Raw genomic sequence first — 25,791 nt, 5'->3', positions numbered from 1 at the left:
CGCCTGCCCCCTCTCCCGTCACGCCGATGGCGGTTCCCAGGGCGGATTCAACCGGTCGTCGCAACACTAGATTGTTGAACAGATTTTAGATACTCGTCCAGAGCTTCGGCAGGTGTCTTCCAGCCAAGTGTTTTCCGGGGTCTGGTATTCAGTGCATTGGCAACGGCCTGGATCTCTCGAGCGCTCCACCTGGATAGGTCTGTGCCCTTTGGAAAGTATTGTCGCAGAAGGCCGTTCGTGTTCTCGTTCGTGCCGCGTTGCCATGGACTGTGCGGGTCGGCGAAGAATACCTTTACCCCGGACTCGACGGTGAAGCGGGCGTGATCGGATAGTTCCTTGCCACGATCCCAAGTCAATGACCGCCACAACTGGGCAGGCATGTCAGTCACGGTCTTCTTGAGCGCATTGGCCATCGTGACAGCTCCGTAGCCAGCCAGCGCGGGGCCGTTCTTCGTTCGGGGAGTCAACCCATAGCCTTTCTCCCGAGGCAGGTGCACGAGCATGGTGAAACGGCTTGATCTCTCCACCAGCGTCCCAATAGCAGATCGGTTCAGGCCGATGATCAGGTCACCCTCCCAATGCCCTGGCACGGCACGATCCTGCACTTCTGCAGGCCGGCTAGAGATCATCACATCCTCGCTAACGTGCGCCCAAGCCTTGGCTTGTGCCCTGGCTCTCGGTACGCGCAACGCCCGCCCTGTGCGAAGACAGCTGACCAGTTCGCGCTTGAGGGCACCTCGGCTCTGGATATAGAGAGCCTGGTAAATCGCTTCGTGAGAGATGCGCATAGATTCGTCATCCGGGAAGTCGAACTGCAGCCGTTTGGAAATCTGTTCGGGTGACCAGCCATTAGCCCATTTACGGTCACCGCGATGCGGCTTGTTTCTCCCTTTGAACGGCGCTTGCCGAGGCCCAGCAATCGCACGGCCATCAGCATCGCGAACCTTGCCCTCCAAACGGTCTTGCACGTAGTGGTGCAGCCGTGGGTTAGTCACCAGTTTCGACGGTTTGGGTCTTTTGGCAACCAGTTCGGCCTTCCACTGCGCAACCGAAGCCCGATACTCAAGCTGGCCGCTACGAGTTGCAGCGTTACGTGTCAGTTCCCGGGAGACCGTTGACGGGCTGCGTTCGATCCGGCGAGCGATCTCGCGTACTCCGACGCCCTGGAACGAAAGTAACCCTATCTCTTCTCGCTCCGCGAACGACAAGTACCTCCCGGATAAGGGGTTCGACATGAAAAGTGGCATGCCGCCATTATGACGAAACCAGCGAGTGCCTACCGCCTGCGACACGCCAACCGCCTCTGCAGCCTTCTCACTTGTAATGCCTGTCGCGATTTGCTCCCAAAATCGCCGCTCGATCTCTCGCCGATGCGACGGCGCACCTGGCGAGCGCATCCCTGCTCGCCCTGTCAACTTATACATCCACCCCGCTGGTCGTCCCATAAACACCTCCTCGATCAAAGGTGTTGCGACGACCGGTTGAATCCGCCCAGTACACGTCGAGCCCCATCAGCGTAGTCAGCATGTTTGCGTTGCCCATCATCGCCTAGGCGACCTCGGCGATCGGCGGCACCGGCGCGTTGTATATTAATACGTAATCCTAATAACAATCACCTTAACGCAGCAAAAATTTTGCACTGACTGAACAAATGGCCGCATAGAGACTCTGAGTCACCAACGGGTCAAACGCTTGCGCAAGCTCTTGCGTTGAACGTGACACAGCCGGCGGATCGATCTTCGATCGTCTGCCCGAGATCCGGGCGTTTCCTGTTATCGGCGGAACGGAAGAGTATGCGATGCTTGACAGGCTAAGCTTAAGCGGATCGCGAGGGGGACGTGCGAACGCTGACCCAGCACCGCGCTGAGGAGTCTCGCCCGCGGGTACATTTGCGCTCCAATGAGCTGCTGACGCATCCAATTCCAACATCGCCTCGTCTATAATCAACAAGTCAGAACATCAACAATCGCATGGAGCCCTACTTTATGAGTCAAGCCCGCGGACGATATGCGGGTTCTCGGGACATCGGCCAGCGCCAACCTCGCCACGTACAAAAATCTCCCTCCAACCGGCCGGGACAACCGTACGTGAAGGCACCTCCTCGAGACTCCGCCCAGACTGCGTCGATTTTCAAAACACGCTCGTTTCAGTTTCTGGTCGATGCGGTGGGTGCAGAGAATATCGCGTTAGGACTCGAATCGAACATGACGCGCGTGGCTGAACTGATGAAGGGCGAGAGGTTCACTCCCGAGACCGCCTTTCATATGGAAACCACACTTGGGCTGCCGCATGGCTTCTTCGACCAGCCCAATCCTGCGCTCGCGGCCGAAACCATTGCCCGCCTGAAAGCACCGCTCGACTTCGTCCGAACAGACGACGAATCAGAAGTAATGCCTGAAACACTTGAATCGGCTTCCGCCGTGCACGGTGGCCAACAACCATTTCATAAAGATAGTTTGTTCGAGGAAGCGCAAATGCCAAAGAGAGCAACTGGCGGGTCACCCAAGGCCGTCCGGAATAGTCGAAGCGAGATGGCCGAACAGCCTAAGCCCCATGCGCTGCGGAAAGGTTCGTCTTCAAAAGACAGAACATCTCATGAAACGACCCAGCAGCAACCGCTGGCATTGGACGACAGCGCCGTGGTAGAAGACATTCGACGCGCTAACCTCCACGTCCTCACGGCTCGCAACGGATCGAAAGCAAGACTTGGTGTAGTCATGGCGATGAGCGGCTCCAACATGGCCCATCGGCTATATGGAAAGAAACGCATGGACAGTGTCGAAGCAAACCGTTTCACGGAGCAACTTGGTTTGCCAACTGGCTGGTTGGACACGCCGCGCTCCGAAGCCGAGATCCCAGAGTCGGTGTCGCATTTGCTTACCCCTGCTTCGCGCGGGCGTGCATCCGTTGAACAACACGAGCCGCTCGCGGCTGCAACGAAGGATGGCGTGCCAGGCAAACCCGCCGATGGGGAGGCGCGCACGCGGCGCGCCCGTGCGGGCGTCCTCGGCGATCAGCAAAGCTCCTCACCTCTGTCGGCGGATGTCGCAGCAGAGAAAGAGACGATCGCCGTCAGCCCGGAAGATCATGTAACTGATGCCCCCGACGAGCCTGCCGGTCGCTCACCTGAAGAAAGTGATGGCGACGTTCCGGCAACCCTTCTGTCGCTCCCAGCCGCAGCAATACCGCAGCGACGCGCGGTGCCGCTCCCCATCGCTTCCGCGACGAGCCTGGACAACCTTCACGGTATCGAACCGATCGCGGAAGCATTGCTTAAGACGCTGGCAGGTAAGGCACGCACCGGTCGATTGGACGAATTGAAGGCTCTGGAACTTTTGCAGCAGGCGGTTCTGTTGTGAGTCGGCGGTAGCGTGCCACGACCCATTCTGTCATGACGCATGAAGCGCATCGAGGTAAGCCTGGACCCGGTGCGCGCGAAGAATCACCTGCGGAATCCGTCCTTGACCGGCCGTGAGCGCCATGCTTGAAGAAGCGAACTACCCGCGCGGTCGAACTGTCGTACCGTTCTGCTATTGCCGTTCCCGACCCACCACCTCCGCGAGGCTGACTTGTGACGTCTATCCGTAAGAGATCAGCTTCGCGGTGATATGCAGCAAACAATGTCGGCCAGCCGAATCGTAGGCGCCCTATGCCAGCGTTGGGCCTACTACCCCCGCCCGAGTGAAGAACGCCGAGGGACCCGCGAGCGGCGCTGAAACAACACGACACGCCGACGCCAGGGTCCGTGGTTCAATGATCGAGAAATTGCCGTAGCTTGTCGGCGCGACTCGGGTGCATCAGTTTTCGCATCGCCTTGCTTTCGATCTGCCGAATCCGTTCGCGCGTCACGTCGAACTGTTTGCCCAACTCCTCGAGCGTATAGTCCGACGCGGTATCGATCCCAAAACGCATTCTCAGCACCTTCGCCTCACGCGGCGACAGCGCATCGAGCGCGTCATCGATCGCGGCGCGCAGGCTCGCATGCACGGCCGCGTCCGCGGGCGATGCCGCCATTGGATCTTCGATCATATCGCCAAGCGTCGCGTCGGCGTCCTCGCCCACCGGTGTTTCGAGCGACACGGGTTGCCTGGCGACCTTCAACATACTGCGAACCTTCTCTTCCGGCAGTTCCATGCGCTGGGCCAGCGCCGCAGGATGAGCCTCGCGTCCGGTCTGCTGCAGAATCTCGCGCGAAATCCGGTTGAGCTTGTTGATCGACTCGATCATATGTACCGGCACGCGAATCGTGCGCGCCTGATCCGCAAGCGAACGCGTGACGGCTTGCCGCACCCACCACGTTGCGTAGGTCGAAAACTTCCAGCCGCGTCGATATTCGAATTTGTCGACGGCTTTCATCAGGCCGATGTTGCCTTCCTGAATCAGATCGAGAAAATGCATGCCGCGGTTCACGTACTTCTTCGCGACGGAGATCACGAGACGCAGGTTGGCCTCGATCATCTCGCGCTTCGCCTGCCGCATCTTCGACTCGGCCGCCATCATCTGCCGGTTGATCTTCTTCAACTGTTGCAGCGGCAGGATCGCGTTTGCTTCGATATCGATCAGCTTTTGCTGTTCGGCCTGAATGGCGGGCAGACTGCGTTCGAGCGCGGCTCCATACTCGCGCGACGCCGCGGCCGTGCGTTTGGTCCAGCCAGGATCGGTTTCGTGCCCCGGAAACGACTCGATGAACGTCTCGCGCGGCACCCCGCACCGGTCAACGGCAATCTGTAAAATGCGCCGCTCGACCGCACGCACCTGCGCGACCTGTTGCTGAACATCGTCGCACAGCCGATCGATGGCTCGTGCTGTGAAGCGAATTGGCGCCAGTTCGCGCTGGATTGCTTCGCATATGCGTGCGAAGGCAACCTGCCCCTTGCCTTGCGCGGCGTCACCACGTGGAATCTGATCGAACAGCTCGCGCACTCGAGCAAATATCGCAAGGCTGTCGCTCGTGAGCTGTTTCAGCCGCGCTTCGTTCGCCTTCGCCGGGTTCCCCTCCTCGACTTCGCTGTCGTCATCGCCCTGCCCGTCGTCATCGGCGATGTCCGTGTCGATATCCGGTGTGTCAGCGGAGTCCGACACCGACAGCCCGGCTGCTGCGGAGTCTTCATTGAGACCGTCGACCAGTTCGTCGATGCGCAGTTCACCGGCTTCGATCTGCTCCGCACTCGCAAGGATCGCGGAGACAGTCGCCGGGCAGGCCGCAATCGCCTGAATCATTTCGTGAAGGCCGTCTTCGATGCGCTTTGCGATCTCAACCTCGCCCGCGCGAGTCAACAATTCGGTCGCGCCCATTTCACGCATGTACATCCGCACGGGATCGGTCGTGCGCCCGAATTCGGAATCGACCGTGGAAAGCGCGACTTCCGCTTCTTCATCGGCCTGGTCGTCCGACACGGCTGCCGGCGCGGCATCGTTCAGGAACAGCGTCGCCGCGTCGGGCGCCTGCTCGTAGACCGCTACACCCATGTCATTGAAGGTACCGACAATGGTTTCGATGGCCGCGGTCTGCGCGAAGTTGTCCGGCAAGTGATCGTTGATTTCGGCGTGAGTCAGGTAGCCGCGCTCCTTTCCCAACTGGATGAGTGCGCGCATCTGACGCTGCCGCTCTTCGTCCTGCAACGCGGTGGACACCGCGTCGATCGACAGCAAGGCTGCGGTAGCCTTGCCCTTCACTGCGCGTCGGCCCGCAGCCTTCGGCGCGGATGCGACGGTCTTTGGCCCTGAGTCTTCCCGATCAAAACGTGCCATACATTCTCCTGGACAGGCTTGCCCGGCGATAGCGAGACCAGCGGCTACCCGCACTGCGGCCGGCGAGCCACGACATTGACGGCTGCAGGCGAGCACGAGTTGTAGATCGCAACGAGCAAGAGACGCGGCCTGCTTGCATGAGCGGGCCGGTTGGAACAGCGCGAGAAAACAGCGCACGGAAACCACAGCTTGACATTATAACATTGATTGTTGCACTGCACCAATCCAACCCATTCGCCCAACCGGAGGGCCTCGCCACAGCCCGAAAGGGCTTGTCGGAGTTCGCCGCCGGTACTCGCTCCGTACGGTCCGGGGCAACCTTGACCTTCATATCGCGACACCGTCGGAGGTGTTAATCACGCGAGACGACGCCGACCATGAGTTTGCGCGCGACTTGCGCTGAGTACGGCACCAAAAGAACGGTCGACACGAAACATGCCAGACCCCGGCTCCGTGACTCCAGCGTAGCGACACGCATGCAGATCAATCCACCGCCTTCTTGATGTTTTCGACAACCTTCTTCGCGTCGCCGAACACCATATAGATCAGCTCGTTGTAGAGCCCAGCGTAACCTGCCGCCATCGAACGCTTGTTCACGATGATCGTGCGGGCCTTGTACGCTTCCAGAATTGGCATGCCGGCAATCGGCATGTCGGGTCCGTCTTCGCCGCCGGATTCACCACGTCGTTCGCGCCGAGCACCAGCACCACATCGATCTGGCCGAACTCGCTGTTGATGTCCTCCATCTCGTGGACGATTTCATACGGCACGTCCGCTTCGGCCACGAGCACGTTCATGGGCTCCGGAATCCGCCCGGCAACCGGGTGAATCGCGTACCGCACGTCGATGCCCTTTTCCACGAGCTTGTCGGTCAGTTCCTTTAGTGCATGCTGCGCGCGCCACGGCAAGACCGTAACCCGGCACGATCACCACGCTCTCCGACCAGCGACCCGGCAATGACAGCATCGGATTGTTCAACGAGAAGCCGATACCCACCGCCGAGCGACTTCGGTTTCCTCATCGCGCCAATCTGGGTCAATCCGCTGCCCGCGTCCGGCAACACTCAGCGCTGCCGGATACGCAGGCCCGAACTCTGGTCGAAGAAATAAACACGCTCGCGGCTCGCCCGCAGGCCGACCTCCGTGCCGATCTCTCCAGCAAACATGTTCGACACCTTGACGACTATCTGCTGCTCTCCGACGTTCAGCGTGACGAGCGAGTGATCGCCGATCAATTCGACCGAATAGATGTGTCCCCGGAACTCACCATCAGCCGCGGTGACGAGCATGCAGTCTTCAGGACGCACGCCAAGCACCGCCTCCCCATGATGATTGACGTCCGCAACCAGCGCCATGCCTTCCGACTCGAAGCGGTTGTTCGTCAGCGTGCCGCGCAGAAAATTCATTGGCGGCGAACCAATGAAGCCCGCGACGAACAGATTGGCGGGGTCCGAATAAATGCGCGCTGGGGCGTCGAGTTGTTGCAGCACGCCTTTGTCGATCAGCGCAACACGATGCGCAAGGGTCATTGCCTCGATCTGGTCATGTGTGACGTAGATCGTAGTGACACCGAGTTCATGCTGCATGTGCTTGAGTTCGGCACGCATATGGCCGCGCAGCTTCGCATCAAGGTTCGACAGCGGTTCGTCCATCAGAAACGCCGCGGGGCGGCGAACAATGGCGCGAGCGAGCGCGACGCGCTGCCGCTGGCCGCCCGATAACTGACGCGGATACCGGTCGAGCTGCGGTTCAAGATGAACGCTCGCCGCCACCTCGCGCACCGCCGCATCGATCTCGGCCTTCGCGCGCTTTCTCACGATCAGCGGGTAAGCAATGTTCTCGAACACCGTCTTATGCGGATACAGCGCGTAGGACTGAAATACCATCGCAACATCACGATCGCGCGGCAGTTGCTGTGTCACGTCATTGTCGCCGACGTAGATGCGCCCCTCACTCGCCGATTCGAGTCCCGCGATGATGCGCAACGCGGTCGTCTTACCGCAACCAGATTCGCCGAGAAGGACAAGAAACTCGCCGGCATGAACGTCCAGTGACAGGTCGTGCAGTACGCGCGTGTCTCCGAAGGTCTTGCTGACGTTGCGCAGCGAGACGCTCTTCGAATGCGGCACCGTCGAGCTCGCGAAATGCGACGTGCGTGGCGCCTGCGTCTCCATGTCGTTCATCCTTTGACCGCTCCCACGAGAATGCCTTTGACGATGAAGCGCTGTAGCGTGAGCGTGAGCAGCATCACCGGCAGGATCATGATCAGAATCAGCACCGACATGTTCCACCACTGCGGCCCCCGCGTGGCGTTCTGCGCGGCGACGAGAAGTGGCAGGGTTTGCGCGTTGGCCGTCGACAGAAAGAGCGCGAACAGATACTCGTTCCAGGAGAGGATCAGCACGAGCAGGCCTGTCGCCACGATACCCGGCGCGACGAGCGGGACCACGATGCCAAACAGGATGGCAAAGCGTGTCGCGCCGTCGATCTGTGCGCTCTCCTCGATTTCTTTCGGCACGCTGGCGAAAAAATCGAACATCAGCCAGACGACAATCGGCACATTCGCTGTCGCATAGGTGATGATCAGCGCGGTCCGGGTGTCGAGCAACCCGATGCTCTTGAAGGTCAGGTAGATCGGGATCACCGTGACGACCGGCGGCAAGATGCGTTGAGAAATAATCCAGAAGAGAATGTCGTCGTTGGCGAAATGGCGCCTTGCGCGTCGGATGATCGGGCGCAGCAGCAGGAAAAAGAGCGCGCCACACACGGCCACTGCGATCCGCAGGTCCACACCGCCCCAGCCGACGGCGGCCACCACCACGGCCAGCATCAGGACGCCGAGACCCACCGCCGCGACGGGCGGCCTGTACTCGATGCGCGCGAGGGCGTAAGCCGCTATCGAGCCCAGGAACACGGCGGCAGCCGTGGAGAACGTCGCAATGATCAGCGAATTCACGTAGGGACGAAACGTGTCCGGCCCGAGGTCGACGAAGATGTAATGCCAAGCGTCGAGACTCGGCTTGAAGTCGATGAATGGCACGTAGGCCGGCCCGTTCGATACGTCGATAGGTAGCTTGAACGACGTGATCGCCATCCAGTACAACGGAAACAATACGACCAGCGTCCATAGGCCAAGCAGGCCGTAGGCAATCACCCGGGTGCCGATGGCGAGCTCATCGAGCCGTGCGGGAACAAAGAGGCGCCGGATCATGATTGCCCCCCTCTCGCGCGCCGCACGACGAGTTGAAAAAATGACACGCACGCGATCGTCGATACGAAGAACAACATGTAGGCGACGGCCGACGCGCCGCCGAGATTCAGCGTGCGCCACTCGATGAATGCGTGCAGTGTCATTGATTCTGTCGCAATGCCGGGGCCGCCATTGGTCAGCACGTTCGGCAGGTCGACCACCTTGAACGCTTCGATCAGGCGAATCAGCACCGCGCTCGCGGCGACCGGCGCGATCGACGGCCAGGTCACGTCGCGAAAGATCCGCCAGTTCGACGCGCCATCGAGTTGCGCGGCCTCGATCTGGTCACGCGAGGTGCCTTCCAGCGCGGCCAGCAAAACGAGAAGCATGAAAGGCACCCACTGCCAGGTATCCCCGATGATGACCACGATGCGCGCAAGCCACGGGTCCGCCGCCCACGAGATCTGCCCCAGCCCAAGCCACGCCCAAACCGGCGCAAGCGGGCCAACTGCGGTATCCGCCATCATGCGGAACATGTACGCGATGCCAACGGGTGTCACCATCAGCGGCAGGAAGAACAGAATCCGGAAAAATCGGCCGCCCTTGAGCGGCAACGTGCACAGGTAGGCGAGCCCGAGACCCAGCAGGAACTGCAGCGCCACGCCGAACACCACGTAAAAGAGCGTCACCATCAGGCTGCCCAGCGCGCCGCCGTGACCGACCGTATTGGCGGCAAGCCACACCACCGCCAGCAAGGACGCAGCAGCGATCAGCCGGCCGATGCCGCCGACGACAGAGCGATGCCTGCCGCGCAGGTAACTGAGGAGCCACCAGCCTGTAGCGAGCGCGGCAGCGACCATCACCGAGAGGCTAATCATGCCAGGCGGCCGGAATACACCGACAAAGTGAAATTGCTGGCTGCCGCTGAAAAGCCTCACGTAGTTGCGCATGCCGACGAACTTCAGTTCGTAGCCGCCCTCGCCGAGCGAGAACCGCATCAACGACAGATAGGCGGACGCAACTAGCGGAAAGATCGAAAAGCCGAGAATGAGCAGCACGGCCGGCAGCACGAACACGTAGGGAGCCTGACGATCCAGCCAGTTGACAACGGATGATCTGCGCGACGCGCGTCGCTGTGAAGCAGGTGACGAAACGTGCGACGAAGATTGCATGAGCCAGTCTCGTGTCATCGTTACGGCAGACGAACGACGCTCAGACGTCGTTCGTCATCGCCTCTCCGGAAGCGGCGCCAGTTGCCGCACCGGCGCGGCATGCGGCTATTTGGCGCCGATCGACGCCTTGTAGGCCTTCAACTGGCCGTCCTTTCCAAGCTCATCGGTAATTTCATCCCAGCCTGTCTGGATCGCCTTCATGGTGGCGTCGGCATCAAGTTCCCCCGCGAGAAACCGCGCCACCGCGGTATCCAGTACGACTTGCTCGTAGCGCTGGTTCTGCGGGATACGCAGATCGATGATCATATTCGGGCTTTGCAGACTGGCCTTGATGGCGCCGAGGTAGGAGGCCGCCGCCGCGTCGCTCATGCCGGACTTCCTCCAGATCGACATGTCCGTGAACTGCGATCGGCGATACGGATTGAAACCGGTCGCACCGATCGTCACGTCAATATTCGATTGAGCAGGCTGGCTCATGTACGAGAGAAACGCGTAGGCTGCATCCTTCACCTTGGGGTTGGCCTTGGCATTGATCCCGCCGGACCACCCGCCGAATGCTGCAAAAGGCGCATGGTTGGCGCCTTCCACCGCATACGGGCAGGTACTCTTGTCGCACGCCACCAGCTTGCCGGTGTCACGGTTCAACACCTTCGTCGAACCCGGCAGGATGACCGCGCCGACCTTGTCGATCACCTTCGACTGCTTCGGGTCGATCGCCAGCACGCCGACGTCACCCCAGTCGAGCGTCAGCGCGCAGTGTCCTGAAATGAAGGCGCTGCGCGTATCGCCGACGTCGAGATTGATTTCGTTCGGCGGCCCGTATTGGGTCGATTCCTTGTAGACGTTCAGCGCGGCCTTGAACGCATCATTGTTGACGAGCGGCTTGAAGTTGACCGGATCGAAGAAGGCTCCTTGCGCCGTCCCTTTCGACTGGATGTAGCCACCCGCAATCGAGATGATCGCCCAGTACGCCTGCGCGTTGCGCTTCTTCGAAATACAGGAACCCGCAACCGGTTTGCCGTCGCCGCCGAATACCTTGCCGTTCGCTGCCTTCGCGATGTCCAGGTAGTCGTCCCAGGTTCTCGGCGGCTGCTTGCCGAGCTGTTTCAGAATGTCGGTCCGGTAGTAAACCATCTGAAAATCGCCGTCGAGCGCAACCAGATAGGTCTTGCCATTGAAACGCTGCGAAAAATCGCGAAAGAACGGCATGACGTCGTCTTCCTTCAGCGCCGGATCTTGGGCGACGCGCGCCGACAGGTCCTCGAGAAAGCCGCCCTTCGTATAGTCGACCATCCATTGCGGGGCGAACACCGCGGCGTCGACCGAGTTCGTACCGGAGGCCCAATCGGTCAGCAGCTTCTGGTACAAGTCGGAGAACGGCACGGTCAGAATGTTGACTTTGGCACCCGTGAGCTTTTCGAAGTCAGGCGCACGGCGCTGCAGCGGCTCCGCGATTTGCGGACCCACGAACGTCATCACATTGATGGTGACGCCATGGAAATCTTCTGCAGCGAGCGCATGCCCCGCTGCCATGAACCACGCAGCCGCCAGGGCGACGGCCACGCTTGCACGTTTGACGAGTTTCATTTTTTGTCTCCTCCATACCGAGTTGACTACGCTGCGCTCGGCGGCTGGCGAGCAGCCCACCCGATGCGCCCGGACTGCGGCGGTCCGGAGACTCTTACGAAGACTCGTGCGAAGGCCGGGTCTACTCCTCGAACAAATCGGGCCGTTCGCCGGCAAAGCGCCGCAACTCTGCAACGACTTCATCCAGATGACAGTGCATCGCGTGGGCCGCAGCTTCGGCGTCGCGCTCCGCGATCGCCTCGAAGATGCGCACGTGCTCCTCGAGTGTATGAATATGACGTTCCGGACTCCCCAGCAACTGGCGCGCACGATCAAGCGCGCCGCGCGACGTGGCGACGATTTCCTTTACGCGGGGCAAGTCGATAGCGTCGAGCAGGATCTCGTGGAAGGCGAGATCGAGCAGGTGAAATTCATGGCGCAATCCTTTGGCCACGGCCTCGCGTTGCTTCTCGAGGTTGGCGGCGAGCGCCTCCAGAGTCGCATCGGAACGCGTCGACGACAGGCCGCGCACGGTCTCGACTTCGAGCGCGCTGCGGATAAACAGATGCTGGCGGATGTCGTGAATCACGATCGGCTTCACACGCGTGCCGCGTTGCGGCAACACCTCGACAAGCCCAGCGGTTGCAAGCTTCGCAAGCGCCGCGGACACCGGAAAACGCGACACGCCCATCCGTTCGCAGACCGCCTGCTTGTCGATCATCATTCCCGGCTCCAGCGCCAGCGTGACGATAGCCTCGCGCAACGCCTCTGCCACGGCGTCGGTCAAACTACTCCGTTCCCCGCCCTGCAGTTTCTGCAATGCGGCATAAGGGTCGATGGTCGCTGACTTCATGGATCAAGAGGCTCACGGACAGCTTGATTTACAACTAACATGCTAGCATGCTAGGTGGTGAAATCAGTGCTGTCAACGCAGACAGTTGCCGGCTCGGCGGTCTCAACGAGGTGCTCGTCGTGTTGCTGATGGCGGCGAAGTTCGGTGTGCCGGTATGCCCCCACGGGGTGGTGTCGGGCTGTGCGAGTACGTGCAGCACATCGCTCTGTTCGACTACATCTGCGTGTCGGCATCGCTTGAAAACCATGTACTCGAATACGTCGACCACCTGTACCAGCACTTTGTCGACCCCGTCGTGATTCGCAACGGACGCTATAAGCCGCCGCAACTGCCCGGCTATAGCATCGGGATGCGCGCCGAGTCGCTCGACCAATTTCACTTTCCGCAAGGCGCGGTGTGGCGGGCGTGAATTTTTTCCAGGCATTCCCAGAATACCGAGCGACCGTCCGAGAACGTACACTCGTCGTTATTCCCTGTGCTGAGAAAAACTGTGCCTGCCATCACCTGCATCGAAGATTTACGCGTGCTTGCTCAACGGCGCGTGCCGCGCATGTTCTACGACTACGCCGACAGTGGCTCGTGGACCGAGAGTACCTACCGCGCGAATGAAAGTGACTTCCAGCGCATCAAGTTGCGCCAACGAGTCGCGGTCAACATGGCGGGCCGCAGCACGCGCACGGAAATGGTCGGTCAGGAGGCCGCCATGCCCGTAGCGCTCGCGCCGACGGGGTTGACCGGCATGCAACATGCCGACGGAGAAATCCTCGCTGCACGCGCGGCGGAGAAGTTCGGCGTCCCGTTCACCTTGTCCACGATGAGCATCTGCTCGATCGAGGACGTTGCCGCCGAGACCAGCAAGCCCTTCTGGTTCCAACTTTATATGATGCGCGACCGCGATTTCATTGTTCGGTTAATTGAGCGGGCTCGCGCGGCACGGTGCAGCGCCCTGATGCTAACGCTGGACCTGCAGATCCTCGGCCAACGCCACAAGGACATCAAGAACGGGCTGTCGGCGCCGCCCAAACTGACCCCAGCGAACCTCATTAATCTGGCGACCAAGCCGCGCTGGTGCCTCGGCATGCTCGGCACCCGGCGGCGCACCTTCGGCAACATCGTCGGTCATGCAAAGGGTGTAGGCGATCTATCGTCCCTGAGTTCGTGGACCGCCGAACAGTTCGATCCGGCGCTGAGTTGGGCGGACGTCGAGTGGGTCAAGAAGCTATGGGGTGGCAAACTCATTCTGAAAGGCATCATGGATGTCGCCGATGCGCGCCTTGCCGCCAATAGCGGTGCCGACGCGCTGATCGTCTCCAACCATGGCGGCCGCCAACTCGATGGTGCACCCTCTTCGATCTCGGCACTCCCCGAGATCGCGTGTGAAGTCGGCTCGCGCATCGAGGTGTGGATGGATGGCGGCATCCGCAGCGGACAGGACGTGCTGAAAGCCGTTGCGCTCGGCGCCAGGGGCACGCTGATCGGCCGCAGCTTCCTCTACGGCCTGGGTGCGATGGGAGAGGCTGGTGTCACACAGTGCCTGCAGATCATCCAGAAGGAACTGGACATCACCATGGCCTTTTGCGGCCACACTGACATCCGTCAGGTGGACGAGCGGATCCTGCTGCCTGACAGGCGTTGAAGACCGGCGCCAGGCGCGACACCTGGCGGTGGACGGTGTTCAGCCAGTTCTTCGGCATATTCCGTTCACCGCATCTTCTTTCGGGCCGCAATCTTCCGATGCTTGCAGAAACGTCGAACTCCACCAGCGCAGATCGAACTTGCCTCGCAAGGCTCGCCGCTCGTCGAAATGACTTTGATGAACGAGGGTTCGAGTCGGTCAAGCTACTACAGTGGGTATGAAGCGACATCAGCCATCCGCGCGAAACCGTGCGTCTGAAGTCGTGCGCCGCTTGATCCAGATCGCGGATGCCTGTCGTCGAGCGGCGCACAGTGATCAGTTCGGCAGCCGCCGTGGCAGATTGTCGACGCGCGGTCCGCAGACTCGGGACTGCCCGAGGCATGCCGCAAGTGCCTGCTCGCCGAACCATTTCTGCGTGTCCAGGTTGTAGTGCACACTCCCGTCCCCGCCGCCTAGTGTGCCGCCGTCGAAAATGCCGAAGCCAGGCGGCCGTCCATTCCAGTCAGGCGACTTCGACGCATCGACGAAACTGAAGACGCGAGAGTTCGCTTCGATGAAGCCGCCGAACACCTTTTGCATGGATTCAAGCGCGGCGGGATTATAAGGAGCGATCCCGTTGGTGACGTTGTCGTAAGCAACCGACAACGGCTTCACGATCATCACCGGAAAAGTCGAGCCCACCGCCGCAAAGAAACTGCTGAAGAGTTGCGCGTAATTTTGCGGCGCGCGACGAATCGTCGTCGCATTGCCAGCGGTATTCAGCGGAGCGGCTTCCGCCTCCCACTGGTTCCATTCCAGGCCCAGGATCCGCGGTTTCTTACCGGTCGCGAGAATCTGTTTCAGTCCGAGGTACATCATGCGGCGAGCAAACGGTGCAAGCGCATAGGTCGGCGTCTTGCTCGCATCGAGCATGGGCTGCCAGAGATTCACGCCGTGCATCGTCCAGCCGCAGCAGCCGCTGAATGCATCGTCCGCGACATCCACGCCCTGGCTGCCCCAGCCGATATGAACGATGTACAGATCGGGCAACGGCTCACCCGCGTTGATCGCCGACTGCCACGCATACGCGGCGAAATTGGCGGCATTGCCGCTGCCGCCGTAGTAGCCCAGATTCATGTCGGACGATGTGCTGTCGGTCCAGTTCACCCACGACACGTGATCGATGGAGGAGATCGGTTGAGTGAACGGCGCACCCGATCCGTCTGCGTTGCCGGTGATGTTTCCCCAGCCGTCGTTCCGGATACCCCAGACGTTGGGGGCCGGCATGCCATCGCCGGTCCCGGCACCCGATGCTCCCGTCAACGTCAGATCGGCGGGTAGGCCGTTAAGACCGGCGCTGTTGCTCTGCCCCATCACGAACAGGACCGCTACCTCATCGGGCCGGAATCGCGAGCCTTTGTTCCAGGCTGTCGCCGCGACAGAATTCGATTGGGCCATCGCGTCCGCGGCGACGGCCACCTGCACCACGCTCGCGGCCAATACGACCGGCAGGGCAATCCGCATCAAGAGGTTCTTCACACCTGTCTCCCTGAGTCTTCGATCACTGTTTCACTGGCTGGCTGACCGGCTGGCTCACCGCCTCACCCAGACCATCGATATCGGGACCGTAGTTGCCTGAAACCATGGAGAACTTGATGGTGTTGGCTACGCCGGCCTTGAGCGGGACCACGACCTGAACACTCGAGAGGATTGGGAAGTCCCAGGTGCCTTCACCCGGAAACTGCACCGCAATCGGCGGGCCGTTGTTGACGCTCACGTTCATCGCGCGAGGCTGACCACCGCCGTCGTCCGCACTGATATAAACCACGGGGACCGCATAGTTGCCATCGGCAGCCGCGACGATTCCGTTGAACTGCAGGCTGGAATCCGAGTTCACGAAATTGCCGACCTTTTCGTGACCGCTGCAGATATTGCATGCCTGTACCGACGCATCCTGAATGATGTTGGTGGGGCTTTCCGCTTCATAGATGACGGGCGGCAACGCGGGCTGCGGAGCGGCGATCAGCGTCACCTTGCCGATTGACGGAGCGCGACCGCCCTTGCCTGGCAGAACGAACGTCAGCTTGTTGCTACCCGGCACGAACGGCATGTAGACCGTGACGGTGCCCTGGGACTGACCCGTGGTGATGGGGAGCTGGATCGTCGTCAGCACGCTCTCGTTCAGAATCAGCGACACTTTCACCGCGGACTTTCCATTGTTCCGATAAGTGACGTCGATGTATCCGCCCGTGGTTGCATTCACCGTATATCGGGCCACGCCGTCTTCATGCGACATCGGTTTGGTCACCTGGACCTTCGATGCATCGTCTGTGCCGACGATCGCCAGCATGACGGAGCCACCGGCCGGAACGGCGGGCACCGTGTATCCGGACGTGTGCGAACCGAGATCCTTGTGTGCCCAGATATCCCGAACGTCGGCCGAAGCGGCAGGGTCCAGTCCGAGGTCCTTCCAGTTCACCGTGATCGCTGCGGCGGACCCGGTCGTATTGAGTAGCACCACTGCGCGGCGACCTTGACCGGACAGCAGTTTCGCCCACACGCCCAGACCGTTCTGCGGTACGGCCACGCGGATCGCCTGCAAGCCGCGCGGATCCTGATCGACAGCAAGCACCTCCGGATTGGTCAGCGTGTCCATCGTGGCCGCGCTGAGCGGCGTCGTGAGATCGACACCCAGGATAAGCGGTGCGCCGGAAATGGCCCACAAGCTCATGTGCGTCTGGTCCTGAGCGGCAGTCAGACCGAACCCGGCAAGCATCATGTCCGCATCGTTATAAGCGCCCGTATGCTGTGCTTCAGGAAAGAGGTTGCCGTAGAAATTCTGGTTCACAATTCTGGAAAAATCCGGCGTGCTTTGATGGCCCGGCGTGCCCGTGTCGTAAGTGATGTCCTCGGTCGTTCTCCACAGATCCGCGACTTGCCCCCAGTCGTACGAGCGGCCCGTCTTGTCGACATGGAAACTGTTCGGATTGATGCTGTAGACGATCGGTCGATTCATCGCGGCGCCCGCACTATTCAGTGCATCGCGCATCTTCTGAAAACCGGCCACCTGATCGTCGGTGGTGCCGTCCGGCGAACACCAGTCGTACTTCACGTAGTCGACGCCCCATGACGCAAACGTGTTGGCATCCTGCGCCTCATGCCCGAGGCTGCCCATCGGATTGGTATGTCCGGGGTACAGGTTGTTGCGCTGCGCACAGGTTTCGGCGGCGGGCACTTCGTATATCCCGAACTTGAGGCCTCTGGCGTGAACGTAGTCGGCCAGCGCCTTTATTCCGCTGGGAAACTTCACGGGGTCGGCGACCAGGTTGCCTTGCGCATCGCGATTTGGCGCGAACCAGCAGTCGTCGACGTTGATGTAGTTGTAGCCCGCTTTCCTCAACGCGCCGTCTTTCTTCAGGCCACCGGAGATAACGTCCGCGGCCGTCTTCACCAGATCTTCGCTGATGTTGCAGCCGTACGCATTCCACGAGGCCCAGCCCATGGGTGGCAACGCGATCGACGTTTGAGCCTGCGTCTGCGACGAGGCGTCTAGCGATGGTGAAACGTTTGCGGAGTTGGCCGCAGCTTGCATGACGCTCGTTGCGTCGGAGGCACCTTGCTGGTCACCCCCGCAGGCGGACAGACCGAAAACCATCATAACGCTCACGAGAAACAGATACACCTGTGTGCGACCCAGGATCTTCATGGTTTTCCTTCGTTGAGAATGAAACTGGGACTTCTGGTCAACTGCTGTGCGGCGTTTTGTTTCGGGCTGCCCGACCCGTAGGAGCTTTACGAAGTCGGCTGCAGGTTGCCGTCGAATCGAGCCGTTCCGTTTTCCCGCATCGTTACCGCACGGGCCACGTTGCCGTATTGCAGTGTCGTTTGTGTTCCGCCAACGCTGGTGAGCTTGACGGACGACAGCGCGCCACGGTTCCACTTGAGATCCACCGTAAACCCGCCTTTCGCGCGTACTCCCGTCAGATGCCCCGTGTTCCATTGCGACGGCAGCGCAGGAAGCAGCGTGATGCGATCCATCCGGCTTTGCAGTAGCATTTCCAGTATTGCGGCCGGACCGCCGAAGTTCGCATCGATCTGGAAAGCCGACGCGTTGCTCGACAGCGCATACGCGTCGAACATGTTGGCAAACGTGCCGCTCACGCCGTCGTTGCCCGCTGAATAACGCAGCAGCTTCGGAATCATCGAATAGCAGTTGGCGGCATCGTGGAAATGTGCCCAGCAGGCGATGCGCCATGCGAGCCCCCAACCGAACGAGTCGAAGCCGCGCGCGAGCAACAGCGCCCTCACGCCGGCCACGAGCTTCGGATCGCTATCGAGCGTGATGCGCTCGCCTTCGAACCAGCCGATCAGCGGCGACAGATGCCGATGCCCGGTCTCGCCGACGATGCTGTCGCTCATCCACTCCTGAAGCTGGCCTGTCGTCGGACTCACCTTCGGCAGATAGAGCTGCGCCTTCATACTTGCGATCGAGCGCGCGAAATCCGCGTCCTGGCCGAGCAATCGACTCGCGCTCAGATAGTTCGTGAACAGATCCCACACGAGTTCCTGCGCGTAGGTAATCCCGAGCTGCTGATGAGGCCCCTGCTCCGGCGACCAGTCCTTGTCGTCGATGAGCAGACCCGTCGCGGGGTCGCGGATCAGACGCGCCTGCCAGAATTCGCACGCGGACTTCATCACGGGATAGATCCGCGCGAGATAAGCCTTGTCCAGCGTGTACTGGTAGTGATTCCACAGCGTGCGGCAATACCAGGCACTGGCTGGAGGGCTCCAGTCCCAGCCGATAGAACCGTAGATGCCCGTCGAAATAGCCACCGTCCAGCCCGCGACGTTGCCGTTCGAATTGCTGTAATTCACGTTGGCGGCATCGTTGAAATGATTCTTCGTGGACTGGACCCACGAAGGCAATTGCCCGGTGACGTAGTCGACGAACGGTTGCTGACACTCCGGCAACCCGGCCCGGTCGGCGAGCCAGTAGTTCATCTGGATGTTGATGTCGGTGTGGTAGTCGGCCATCCACGGCGGGTTGTTCGTTGTACTCCACAGGCCCTGCAGATTCGCCGGCATCGAGCCGCGCGACGACGAGATCGTGAGGTAGCGCCCAAACTGCACGTACATCGCCTCGAGTTCGGGGTCGGCCACGTTGGGATTCACTTGCCGTGCGAGTAGCCGCTCCGGGATCGTCAGCGCTCGTTGCGCGTCGCTTGAGCGGCCGAGATCGATGTCCATGCGCCCGAAGAGCGCGCGATAGTCCCGTACGTGGCGATCGAGCAGATCGCTGTAGCGCCAGGACACGGCCCGCTGCACGTCCGCGATCACCGCATCGCGCGGATTGATACCCGTCAGATAGTTTTCGACATAGCGCCCGTTGTAGTCGGTGCGCGCCGCAATGATGATCGTGAGCGCCGGACAACCCTGCAGCGTGATCTGCGCAGTAGACGAGTTGAGCGAAGCGACGCCTGCATCCGGAACGACCAGCATGTAGGTCGAGTACAGCTCTCCGCTGCCGCTTACCGAGCCCGAGAACGACAGCGCACGATTCGATTCGCCAATGGTTTGCGTGCCCTGTCCGTCGGTCAGCGACACGGTGCCGTTATAGCTGCCACCATCGGAGGCGAGCCGCACGACGATCACGTTGTCGGGGAAGCTGCTGAAAATCTCGCGCCGATAGGTCTTGCCCCCGACCCGATACTGCGTGCGCACGACCGAGTTGCTGATGTCGAGCGAGCGCTGGTAGTTCGTGGCGCCGGCGTGAGCGGGCAGATCGATGTAGAGCTTGCCGAGTGTCAGGTAGCTACCCATCCCTGTCGTCGTGTAGGCCGGATCGACGACGTTCTTGCTGCCCGACCACAGCGTGATTTCGTTCAGATAGAGCGCTTCGTGATCGCTCGCGCCGCCGGCCATCGCGCCGAGACGCCCATTGCCGACCGGCAGACCCTGAAACTGGATCAATGACTCGACGGCAGGCGAGTCGTACTGGAACAGCAGCGCCTGATTGGCGGGAACGAACGCAGAATTCGCCTGCGCCGCAGCGTTGACTGAATCAAAAGTTTGGGATGAACCTGAGGAGGGATCGCCGGTCGCGCCGGGCGAGGAACTGGTTGCAGCTCCGGCACGTGCCGCAACGGGGAGGATGACAGCTGCACTGCCCAACTTCAGCAGCTTGCGACGTTTTTGATTAACGGAAATCTTCATCGTGTCTCCTGCTAGAGATTTATGCTGAATTCACCTATGAATATTTGATTTAAATATGCACTCGCAGGATTTGGTAAGACCATTAGGTTATTCCCCTAGTACGACAGCGCAGATAGTGGGATCGATTGCATCGTCTCGGGCGATACAGGTGGATTTCAGCTCTCAAATAAATTAGGAAACCTTAGTTTTAAGTTTGCAGCTTTTCATGTCGATTTGGATACCTTCATATAGCCTGCCCAGAGGTCTTCGATGCGCCAAAGCACTCCCCCCACAGCGCGCATCTACGCCGGCCTCGGCTATCCCATAGGAAATCTAATTATCTTGACGATTTTCATGGCGCATGAATGGCGCCATGCGGTGTTCACATTAACCGCTGTGCCAAACGCGCAAGCAAGCGATGCAAACACTAGATAACTCTCGACGAGTCTGTCATAAGACGCCGGCGACCTGTCTTTCAATGACGATATTCGCAACGGGCACACCCGGCGCCCATTCCGTTTTTCCCAATCTTCCATCGGTCGATCATTCGGATGCTCGAACACCGCCATCATGGTGTCGCTCATCGTAAACCACGCACACCCCGCGATTCTCGTGGCGGTTCACAGCCAGTGGAAGGCGATCGCTGGTTGACTCGATGAGCTTTCGCTTAGTACTACAGCCGTATTTTTTTACCATACTTAAACTCGTTCGCATTCCTAGGTTAATGAATTGTGCATTTGACTGAAAAGACGTGGGAGCGTGACGCGGTGCTCATCGTGGATGAGACCGGTTTCGTCAAGAAGGGGCAGCACTCGGCCGCCTGTTAGCGTCCCGGGCTCACTCGCCTGGTGGCGAGGAAGCCTCAACCACGGAGCGCCACAGTAGCCACAATGAGAGCCGAGAAGATCAGCGCCGGGGCGAGATGCCGGAACGGCTCCCGATTTCGTAGCAACGTGAGGAGCGCGCCCATCATGATCGCACCGACCAGCGTTAGGCCTAAAACTCTGGTTTGTTGTCCAAGAAGAAGTGCTGCACTGAGCAGCTCGAGAGCGCCACAGAGCAACCGAAACCATGCCGGGTAACCCCAACGTGCGAAGTCGCGCTTCACCGCGCCGCGTCCTGCGAGATTGATCACCCCAGCAACCGCGAACAGAACCGCTACGATCGTCGCGAGAATCGATTCGATAGATGCAGTGTTTAACGCCATCGTCATGCCCCGTTGCTTTGCTGAAAGTGCTTCTGGTCAGAGAGGTCCGCAATCAGGCCGGGGCTGTGGGGTTCCCACGCAAGAACTCGCCGGGCATGCTGGCCGCTTACCGTCTGGTCGAGCGCCAGTGCGTCAGCAAATGGCCCAAGCGATTTGCGAGCATCGTCGAGTGGCCAAAATTCGACGCGGTCGGCGCCGACCGAGGCCCGAATCGCTTCGCCCATTTCGGCTACGGCAACGGCATCTTCCGCGACCACGTTGAAGATCTGTCCCGTGACCCGGCCGTCCCCGCTTGCCACGCGCTCCACTGCGCTCAGATATGCCGTGGCGAGATCATCGACGTGCACGGCAGGCCAGTGGTTGCGCCCATCGCCGACGATTCTCACACTGCCGGTCTGACGGACCATGCCGGCGAGCATGCCGAAGATGCCGCCGCCGTAGCCGTGCACCATTGCCGGCCTGAGGATCACCGCGGCAATCGAGCGGCGTGCCGCCAGCGCCTGCACGTGTTGCTCCACTGCGGGCCGCCACGCGACGAGTGGTGTCGGGTTCGGCGCCGATGCTTCCGTCGCGGGCTCGCCCTCCGTATTGCCGTAGACCCAGGTGCCCGACGTATAGACAAACGCCGCGCCCGGATGCAAATGCGAAAGCATCGCCTCAGCCGCAGCCTCGTCAGCAGCAGCGGCGGAAGCATCGTTGGTCGACGCCATGTGCACCACGCCATCAGCGGCACCGGCAGTCGCAGCGAAAGACTGTGGCTCACGCAAGTCGCCGCCATGCAGTTTCACGCCGACACGTGCCAGCGCGCTCGCGGCCGCCGACCTGTCGTCGCGCACCAGCGCCGTCACCTGATGGCCGAGGCTGATTGCCTTGCGCGCGACCGCCTGCCCGATGTAGCCCGTACCACCTGTAATGAATAGTTCCATAGCGTTCTCCTCGATGATTGCCGACGAAGTTGATAAGTCACAGGAACGAGACTTGTCGGTCTCGTTTCGACCAATCTAAACGAGACTGACCAGTCTTGTCAACTACTCGACGATCTGTTATTAATCGGGCATGAACACGTCCTCTCTCCCCGACCTGAGCCCGCTGCAACGCCGTAAGCGGTCCGCCATCCTCGACGGCGCGAAGACCGTTTTTTTAAGCCAGGGTTTCGGCCTGGCAACGATGGACGATGTCGCCGCGGCCGCTGGCGTCGGCAAACAGACGGTCTACCGCCACTTCAAGTCGAAGGAGGCGCTCTTCGTTGGTCTGGTGAGCTCGATGTGCGCTCAGGTGGGTGGATTTCTTGCCAGCGCTCGGGACGAGCAATCCGATCGATCACCCGAAGTCGAGTTGCGCGAGTTGGGATGGGTGTTGGCACACAACCTTATCGCGCCGGATAATCTGCGGCTTTACCGGGCCATCGTTGCTGAGGCCGAGCGTCTTCCCGAACTCGGCCATGTGTTTTACGAAAATGGTGCAAAGGTCGTGCGTGCCTTCGCCGCAAAAATTCTGCGAAAGCGGTTTGACGAATCGACTGCTGCATTGCGGGCAGCGACATTCGTTCAGTTGGTGCTAGGCGACGCGTATCTGGAACTGTCAATTGGCTACACGGTGCCCGATGTTGAAGCGCGCTTTGCGCTGCAGATTGACGAAGCGGTGGCGGCTGCACTTCGCTAAGGAGCGCCGCATAAGATGTCGAGCCACTGCATGCCGAGCGCAACAGCGTGTAGCGCGGGAAGCGAGACACCGCAATCTACGCGCCATTGCCGACCGTCCGTTCATGGCCGAAGGATAGGGGTAGGAAACGGCGAGCGCCGTCCCCTCCCTCCGAACCCGGTGTGCAGTTTTCCCGCGACGGGCTCTCCAGTCAGTTGTTTCCGCATCGGGATTGGCGCGCCAATCGAAGGGCCTCGGACATCGTGAACAGCCCAAGATTAGCGAAGAAGGCATTTGGCCATCGCGTGTGATCACGAAGGCAGCGACCCTGACCCGGACGATGAAGCTGTCGGCGCAAGATCGCTCGCAGACGGCGACGAACAAAGCCGTCGACGGACGAGAAGGTGTAGCGGTGGGCGTGCTGGAAATAGCCGAACCAGCCGCGCAGGATCGGGTTGATCGACGCAATAATGCTCTCGATCGAATCGCCCCGGTGACGCTTGGTCAGGGCCCGGATTTTATCCCGCAACCCCATGAGACTCTTCGTGCGCACCCAACGTTGACCCGCCTCGAACCGGTAGCCCAGAAACTCGAACCCATGACCCTCCAGCCGGCAATCCCCAACGTGGGTTTTGTCCGGATGCAGTGTCAGGCCGTTCGTATCCACCCAGGCCCGCATGCGAGAGAGCGCAGCTTCCGCTTCCTCACGTGTGCGGCATAACACCACGGCGTCATCCGCGTAGCGCACCATGACCAGCCCTGCCTGGCGCATTTCCACGTCAAGCTCGTGCAGGTACAGATTTGCCAACAGGGGGCTGACAACCGCCCCTTGAGGACTGCCGGAAGTCGGCGTCCAACGCGTCATGTCTTCCATGATGTCTTGCTTGAGAAAGGACTGGATGAGTTCCAGAACCCGGCCGTCCGCAATTCGCGCGGCCTCCCTCGCAAGAAGGGGTAGGTGTGGATTCGAGTCAAAATAGCTTTGCAGGTCGGCATCGACCACCCAGCAGTAGCCCGCTTTCACATGCTGGTCTACTTCGCGCAGCGCATCCTTGCAGCCTAAGCCCGGGCGAAAGCCGTAGCTTCGTGGCTCAAACTCATGTTCAAAGATCGGCTCGATCACCAGCTTCATGGCCGCTTGAACTACGCGGTCTTTTACAGCGGGTATACCGAGCGGGCGACGTCCTTTACCTTTCGGTATGTAGACACGCCGCACCGGCTGCGGGCGATAGCTACCATCCTGCAATGCATGCGCCAGTTCGGAGAGGTAGCGGTCCCGCGCCTGCGCGAATCGCTTCACGCTCATGCGGTCCACTCCCGCCGCCCTGGCGTTCTTCTCGACCTGAGCCCAACCGAGCGCGAGCGTGTCCAGGCGAAACACCTTGTCAATCAGACTATGCCACTTACTTCCTTTAACTCCGTTTTGTAGAGCAGCCAACATAGCGTCCGTCCAGATTGAAGCTGACGCGAGTTTCCGCTGCACGCAGCTTCCCGGCGCATCTGCATCTCGTCTAGTCGTTTCCGACACTGGCGATGCTTCGATCTTCATCTCTGCTTCCTTCCGGTCTTTTGCTATCAACTTTCCTGCCCCGCTTCCCTAGTGCGCCTTTTGTTCTGACGCAGGTCTCCACGGCCCAACCCGTCCGTGTGCAGTACTATCGGGACTCTGACTCCTGCCAGCGTTCACCTCGCCGGCAGGTCTCCCCGCTTGCTGCGTGCTACCGTCCCATCGTTCCGTCCTCAACCACGTGGTACGCCACCGCACCGCTTTATCCGCCACGACAGCGTGCTGTGTTACTTCCAAGCTTCGCCACTTTAGTGCAGGCTCGCCGCCATACCCCGCCGAAACAGGTTCGTTAACCTACGGACCGACAGTTCGCCTCCGGTTACTCCCCACCCCGCCTCGCGACGACGCAGTTACCTTCGGCTACGGAGCTGTGGCCAACTCCGACGGGGACTTACACCCCGCAGATAGCACGCCATCACGGGCGTACACCAAACCGCTCGCGCGGTAGGGGCTCCGGCCAGGCGTGACGGGTCGTGAGAGGTGCGCCGCGCGGTTCCGTATGTTGGCGAATGAGGCAATCCGCCTCGTTCTCCAGCAGGAGCCGAATCATGACTTCCTCCCACCCGAGCGTCAGACGGCTGCGTCAGTGCATGATCGACGACATGTGCATGCGCCAGTTTTCGCCCAAGACGCAAGCCACCTATCTGCGGATCGTGCGCGAGTTTGCCCGGTTTCCCGGACGCTCGCCCGATACCGCCACCGTCGAGGATCTGCGAAGCTACCAATTGCATCTGGTCGATCGCAGCACGTCGCCTGGTCTCGCTGAACGCCGCGATCACGGGGCTGAAGTTATTCTTCGAAGTCACGCTCAAGAGCCCGAACGGATGGCCCGCATGCAGCCCATGCGCGAGCCCTCACGCTGCGAAGGGCAGCGACGTCGATAGCCAGCGCATGACCCTGCGCATCGAACAGTGCAAGGGCCGCAAATGTCCTCGCGAACATTTACGATTAAATGTTTTTCCGAAGCTTATGTTGCCGCGACGACTGGAATACCATTCTGGCGGCACCCGCTTTCGAAACGCGGCAACATTACTTTCG

At 60.5% G+C, this 25,791-nt stretch carries 18 protein-coding genes and 1 pseudogene; 5 read left to right on the top strand and 14 right to left on the bottom strand.

The genetic code is table 11. From position 1 onward, the window contains the following. Positions 1–47 precede the first annotated feature (47 nt). Complete coding sequence (locus FVF58_RS06295; protein ID WP_149669021.1) at positions 48–1,424, bottom strand: IS30 family transposase; 1,377 nt, start codon at positions 1,422–1,424, stop codon at positions 48–50. Positions 1,425–1,985: 561 nt separating this feature from the next. On the opposite strand from FVF58_RS06295, the gene FVF58_RS06290 reads away from it, so the two are divergent. Beyond that, positions 1,986–3,359, top strand: coding sequence for a hypothetical protein (locus FVF58_RS06290; protein WP_149669020.1), 1,374 nt, complete (start codon positions 1,986–1,988; stop codon positions 3,357–3,359). A gap of 391 nt (positions 3,360–3,750) precedes the next feature. Here the strand turns inward: FVF58_RS06290 and rpoD are convergent, their stop codons facing one another. The 7 genes and pseudogenes from rpoD to FVF58_RS06255 form a co-directional block, all read right to left on the bottom strand. Beyond that, positions 3,751–5,751, bottom strand: coding sequence for an RNA polymerase sigma factor RpoD (rpoD, locus tag FVF58_RS06285; protein WP_149669019.1), 2,001 nt, complete (start codon positions 5,749–5,751; stop codon positions 3,751–3,753). Positions 5,752–6,234: 483 nt separating this feature from the next. Next, positions 6,235–6,762 (bottom strand): annotated as a pseudogene (locus FVF58_RS06280) (NAD(P)(+) transhydrogenase (Re/Si-specific) subunit beta); the annotation flags it as partial. A gap of 52 nt (positions 6,763–6,814) precedes the next feature. Beyond that, on the bottom strand, positions 6,815–7,933 hold the full coding sequence (locus tag FVF58_RS06275; protein ID WP_246216948.1) for an ABC transporter ATP-binding protein: 1,119 nt from the start codon (positions 7,931–7,933) through the stop codon (positions 6,815–6,817). Further along, positions 7,930–8,961 carry a carbohydrate ABC transporter permease gene (locus tag FVF58_RS06270; protein ID WP_149669017.1) on the bottom strand — a complete coding sequence of 344 codons (1,032 nt, stop codon included), beginning with the start codon at positions 8,959–8,961 and terminating at the stop codon, positions 7,930–7,932. Before FVF58_RS06270 ends, FVF58_RS06275 begins: the two co-directional genes overlap by 4 nt. Continuing rightward, positions 8,958–10,112, bottom strand: a complete 1,155-nt coding sequence (locus FVF58_RS06265; protein ID WP_149669016.1) for a carbohydrate ABC transporter permease — start codon at positions 10,110–10,112, stop codon at positions 8,958–8,960. Before FVF58_RS06265 ends, FVF58_RS06270 begins: the two co-directional genes overlap by 4 nt. A gap of 105 nt (positions 10,113–10,217) precedes the next feature. Further along, positions 10,218–11,699, bottom strand: a complete 1,482-nt coding sequence (locus FVF58_RS06260; protein ID WP_149669015.1) for an extracellular solute-binding protein — start codon at positions 11,697–11,699, stop codon at positions 10,218–10,220. A gap of 121 nt (positions 11,700–11,820) precedes the next feature. After that, positions 11,821–12,531 carry a GntR family transcriptional regulator gene (locus tag FVF58_RS06255; protein WP_149669014.1) on the bottom strand — a complete coding sequence of 237 codons (711 nt, stop codon included), beginning with the start codon at positions 12,529–12,531 and terminating at the stop codon, positions 11,821–11,823. A gap of 47 nt (positions 12,532–12,578) precedes the next feature. On the opposite strand from FVF58_RS06255, the gene FVF58_RS06250 reads away from it, so the two are divergent. Together FVF58_RS06250 and FVF58_RS06245 are read left to right on the top strand one after the other, a co-directional pair. Further along, positions 12,579–12,830 (top strand): enolase C-terminal domain-like protein, encoded by a 252-nt coding sequence (locus tag FVF58_RS06250; protein WP_149669013.1) that lies wholly within the window; start codon positions 12,579–12,581, stop codon positions 12,828–12,830. Between the two features lie 191 nt (positions 12,831–13,021). Beyond that, entirely contained in the window at positions 13,022–14,167 is a 1,146-nt protein-coding gene (locus tag FVF58_RS06245) for an alpha-hydroxy acid oxidase (RefSeq protein WP_149669012.1), read from the top strand. 315 nt (positions 14,168–14,482) lie between these two features. Here the strand turns inward: FVF58_RS06245 and FVF58_RS06240 are convergent, their stop codons facing one another. The 5 genes from FVF58_RS06240 to FVF58_RS06210 form a co-directional block, all read right to left on the bottom strand. Beyond that, complete coding sequence (locus FVF58_RS06240; protein ID WP_149669011.1) at positions 14,483–15,685, bottom strand: hypothetical protein; 1,203 nt, start codon at positions 15,683–15,685, stop codon at positions 14,483–14,485. 22 nt (positions 15,686–15,707) lie between these two features. Then, complete coding sequence (locus FVF58_RS06235) at positions 15,708–17,852, bottom strand: alpha-galactosidase D (RefSeq protein ID WP_188130720.1); 2,145 nt, start codon at positions 17,850–17,852, stop codon at positions 15,708–15,710. Positions 17,853–17,938: 86 nt separating this feature from the next. Beyond that, the gene (locus FVF58_RS06230) at positions 17,939–20,359 is read right to left on the bottom strand and encodes a glycosyl hydrolase family 95 catalytic domain-containing protein (RefSeq protein WP_149669009.1); all 2,421 of its coding nucleotides are present in this window, start codon (positions 20,357–20,359) and stop codon (positions 17,939–17,941) included. A gap of 841 nt (positions 20,360–21,200) precedes the next feature. Next, the gene (locus FVF58_RS06215) at positions 21,201–21,551 is read right to left on the bottom strand and encodes a DoxX family protein (RefSeq protein WP_246216947.1); all 351 of its coding nucleotides are present in this window, start codon (positions 21,549–21,551) and stop codon (positions 21,201–21,203) included. After that, positions 21,548–22,471, bottom strand: coding sequence for an NAD-dependent epimerase/dehydratase family protein (locus FVF58_RS06210; protein ID WP_149669007.1), 924 nt, complete (start codon positions 22,469–22,471; stop codon positions 21,548–21,550). The genes FVF58_RS06215 and FVF58_RS06210 overlap by 4 nt, the downstream gene beginning before the upstream one ends. 130 nt (positions 22,472–22,601) lie before the next feature. On the opposite strand from FVF58_RS06210, the gene FVF58_RS06205 reads away from it, so the two are divergent. Beyond that, positions 22,602–23,207 carry a TetR/AcrR family transcriptional regulator gene (locus tag FVF58_RS06205; RefSeq protein ID WP_149669006.1) on the top strand — a complete coding sequence of 202 codons (606 nt, stop codon included), beginning with the start codon at positions 22,602–22,604 and terminating at the stop codon, positions 23,205–23,207. Positions 23,208–23,397: 190 nt separating this feature from the next. On the opposite strand, the gene ltrA is transcribed toward FVF58_RS06205, so the two are convergent. Beyond that, positions 23,398–24,735 (bottom strand): group II intron reverse transcriptase/maturase, encoded by a 1,338-nt coding sequence (ltrA, locus tag FVF58_RS06200; protein WP_149669005.1) that lies wholly within the window; start codon positions 24,733–24,735, stop codon positions 23,398–23,400. Positions 24,736–25,301: 566 nt separating this feature from the next. Here ltrA and FVF58_RS06195 point away from each other — a divergent pair. Continuing rightward, positions 25,302–25,637: a phage integrase N-terminal SAM-like domain-containing protein gene (locus FVF58_RS06195; protein WP_425468923.1), complete on the top strand. Its 336-nt coding sequence runs from the start codon at positions 25,302–25,304 to the stop codon at positions 25,635–25,637. The last annotated feature ends 154 nt before the right edge of the window (positions 25,638–25,791 follow it).

The organism is Paraburkholderia panacisoli (assembly GCF_008369935.1).
GTDB classification, from domain to species: Bacteria; Pseudomonadota; Gammaproteobacteria; order Burkholderiales; family Burkholderiaceae; genus Paraburkholderia; species Paraburkholderia panacisoli.
Note: the sequence above shows the minus strand (reverse complement) of the source record. Positions and strands in the feature narration are given on the sequence as shown.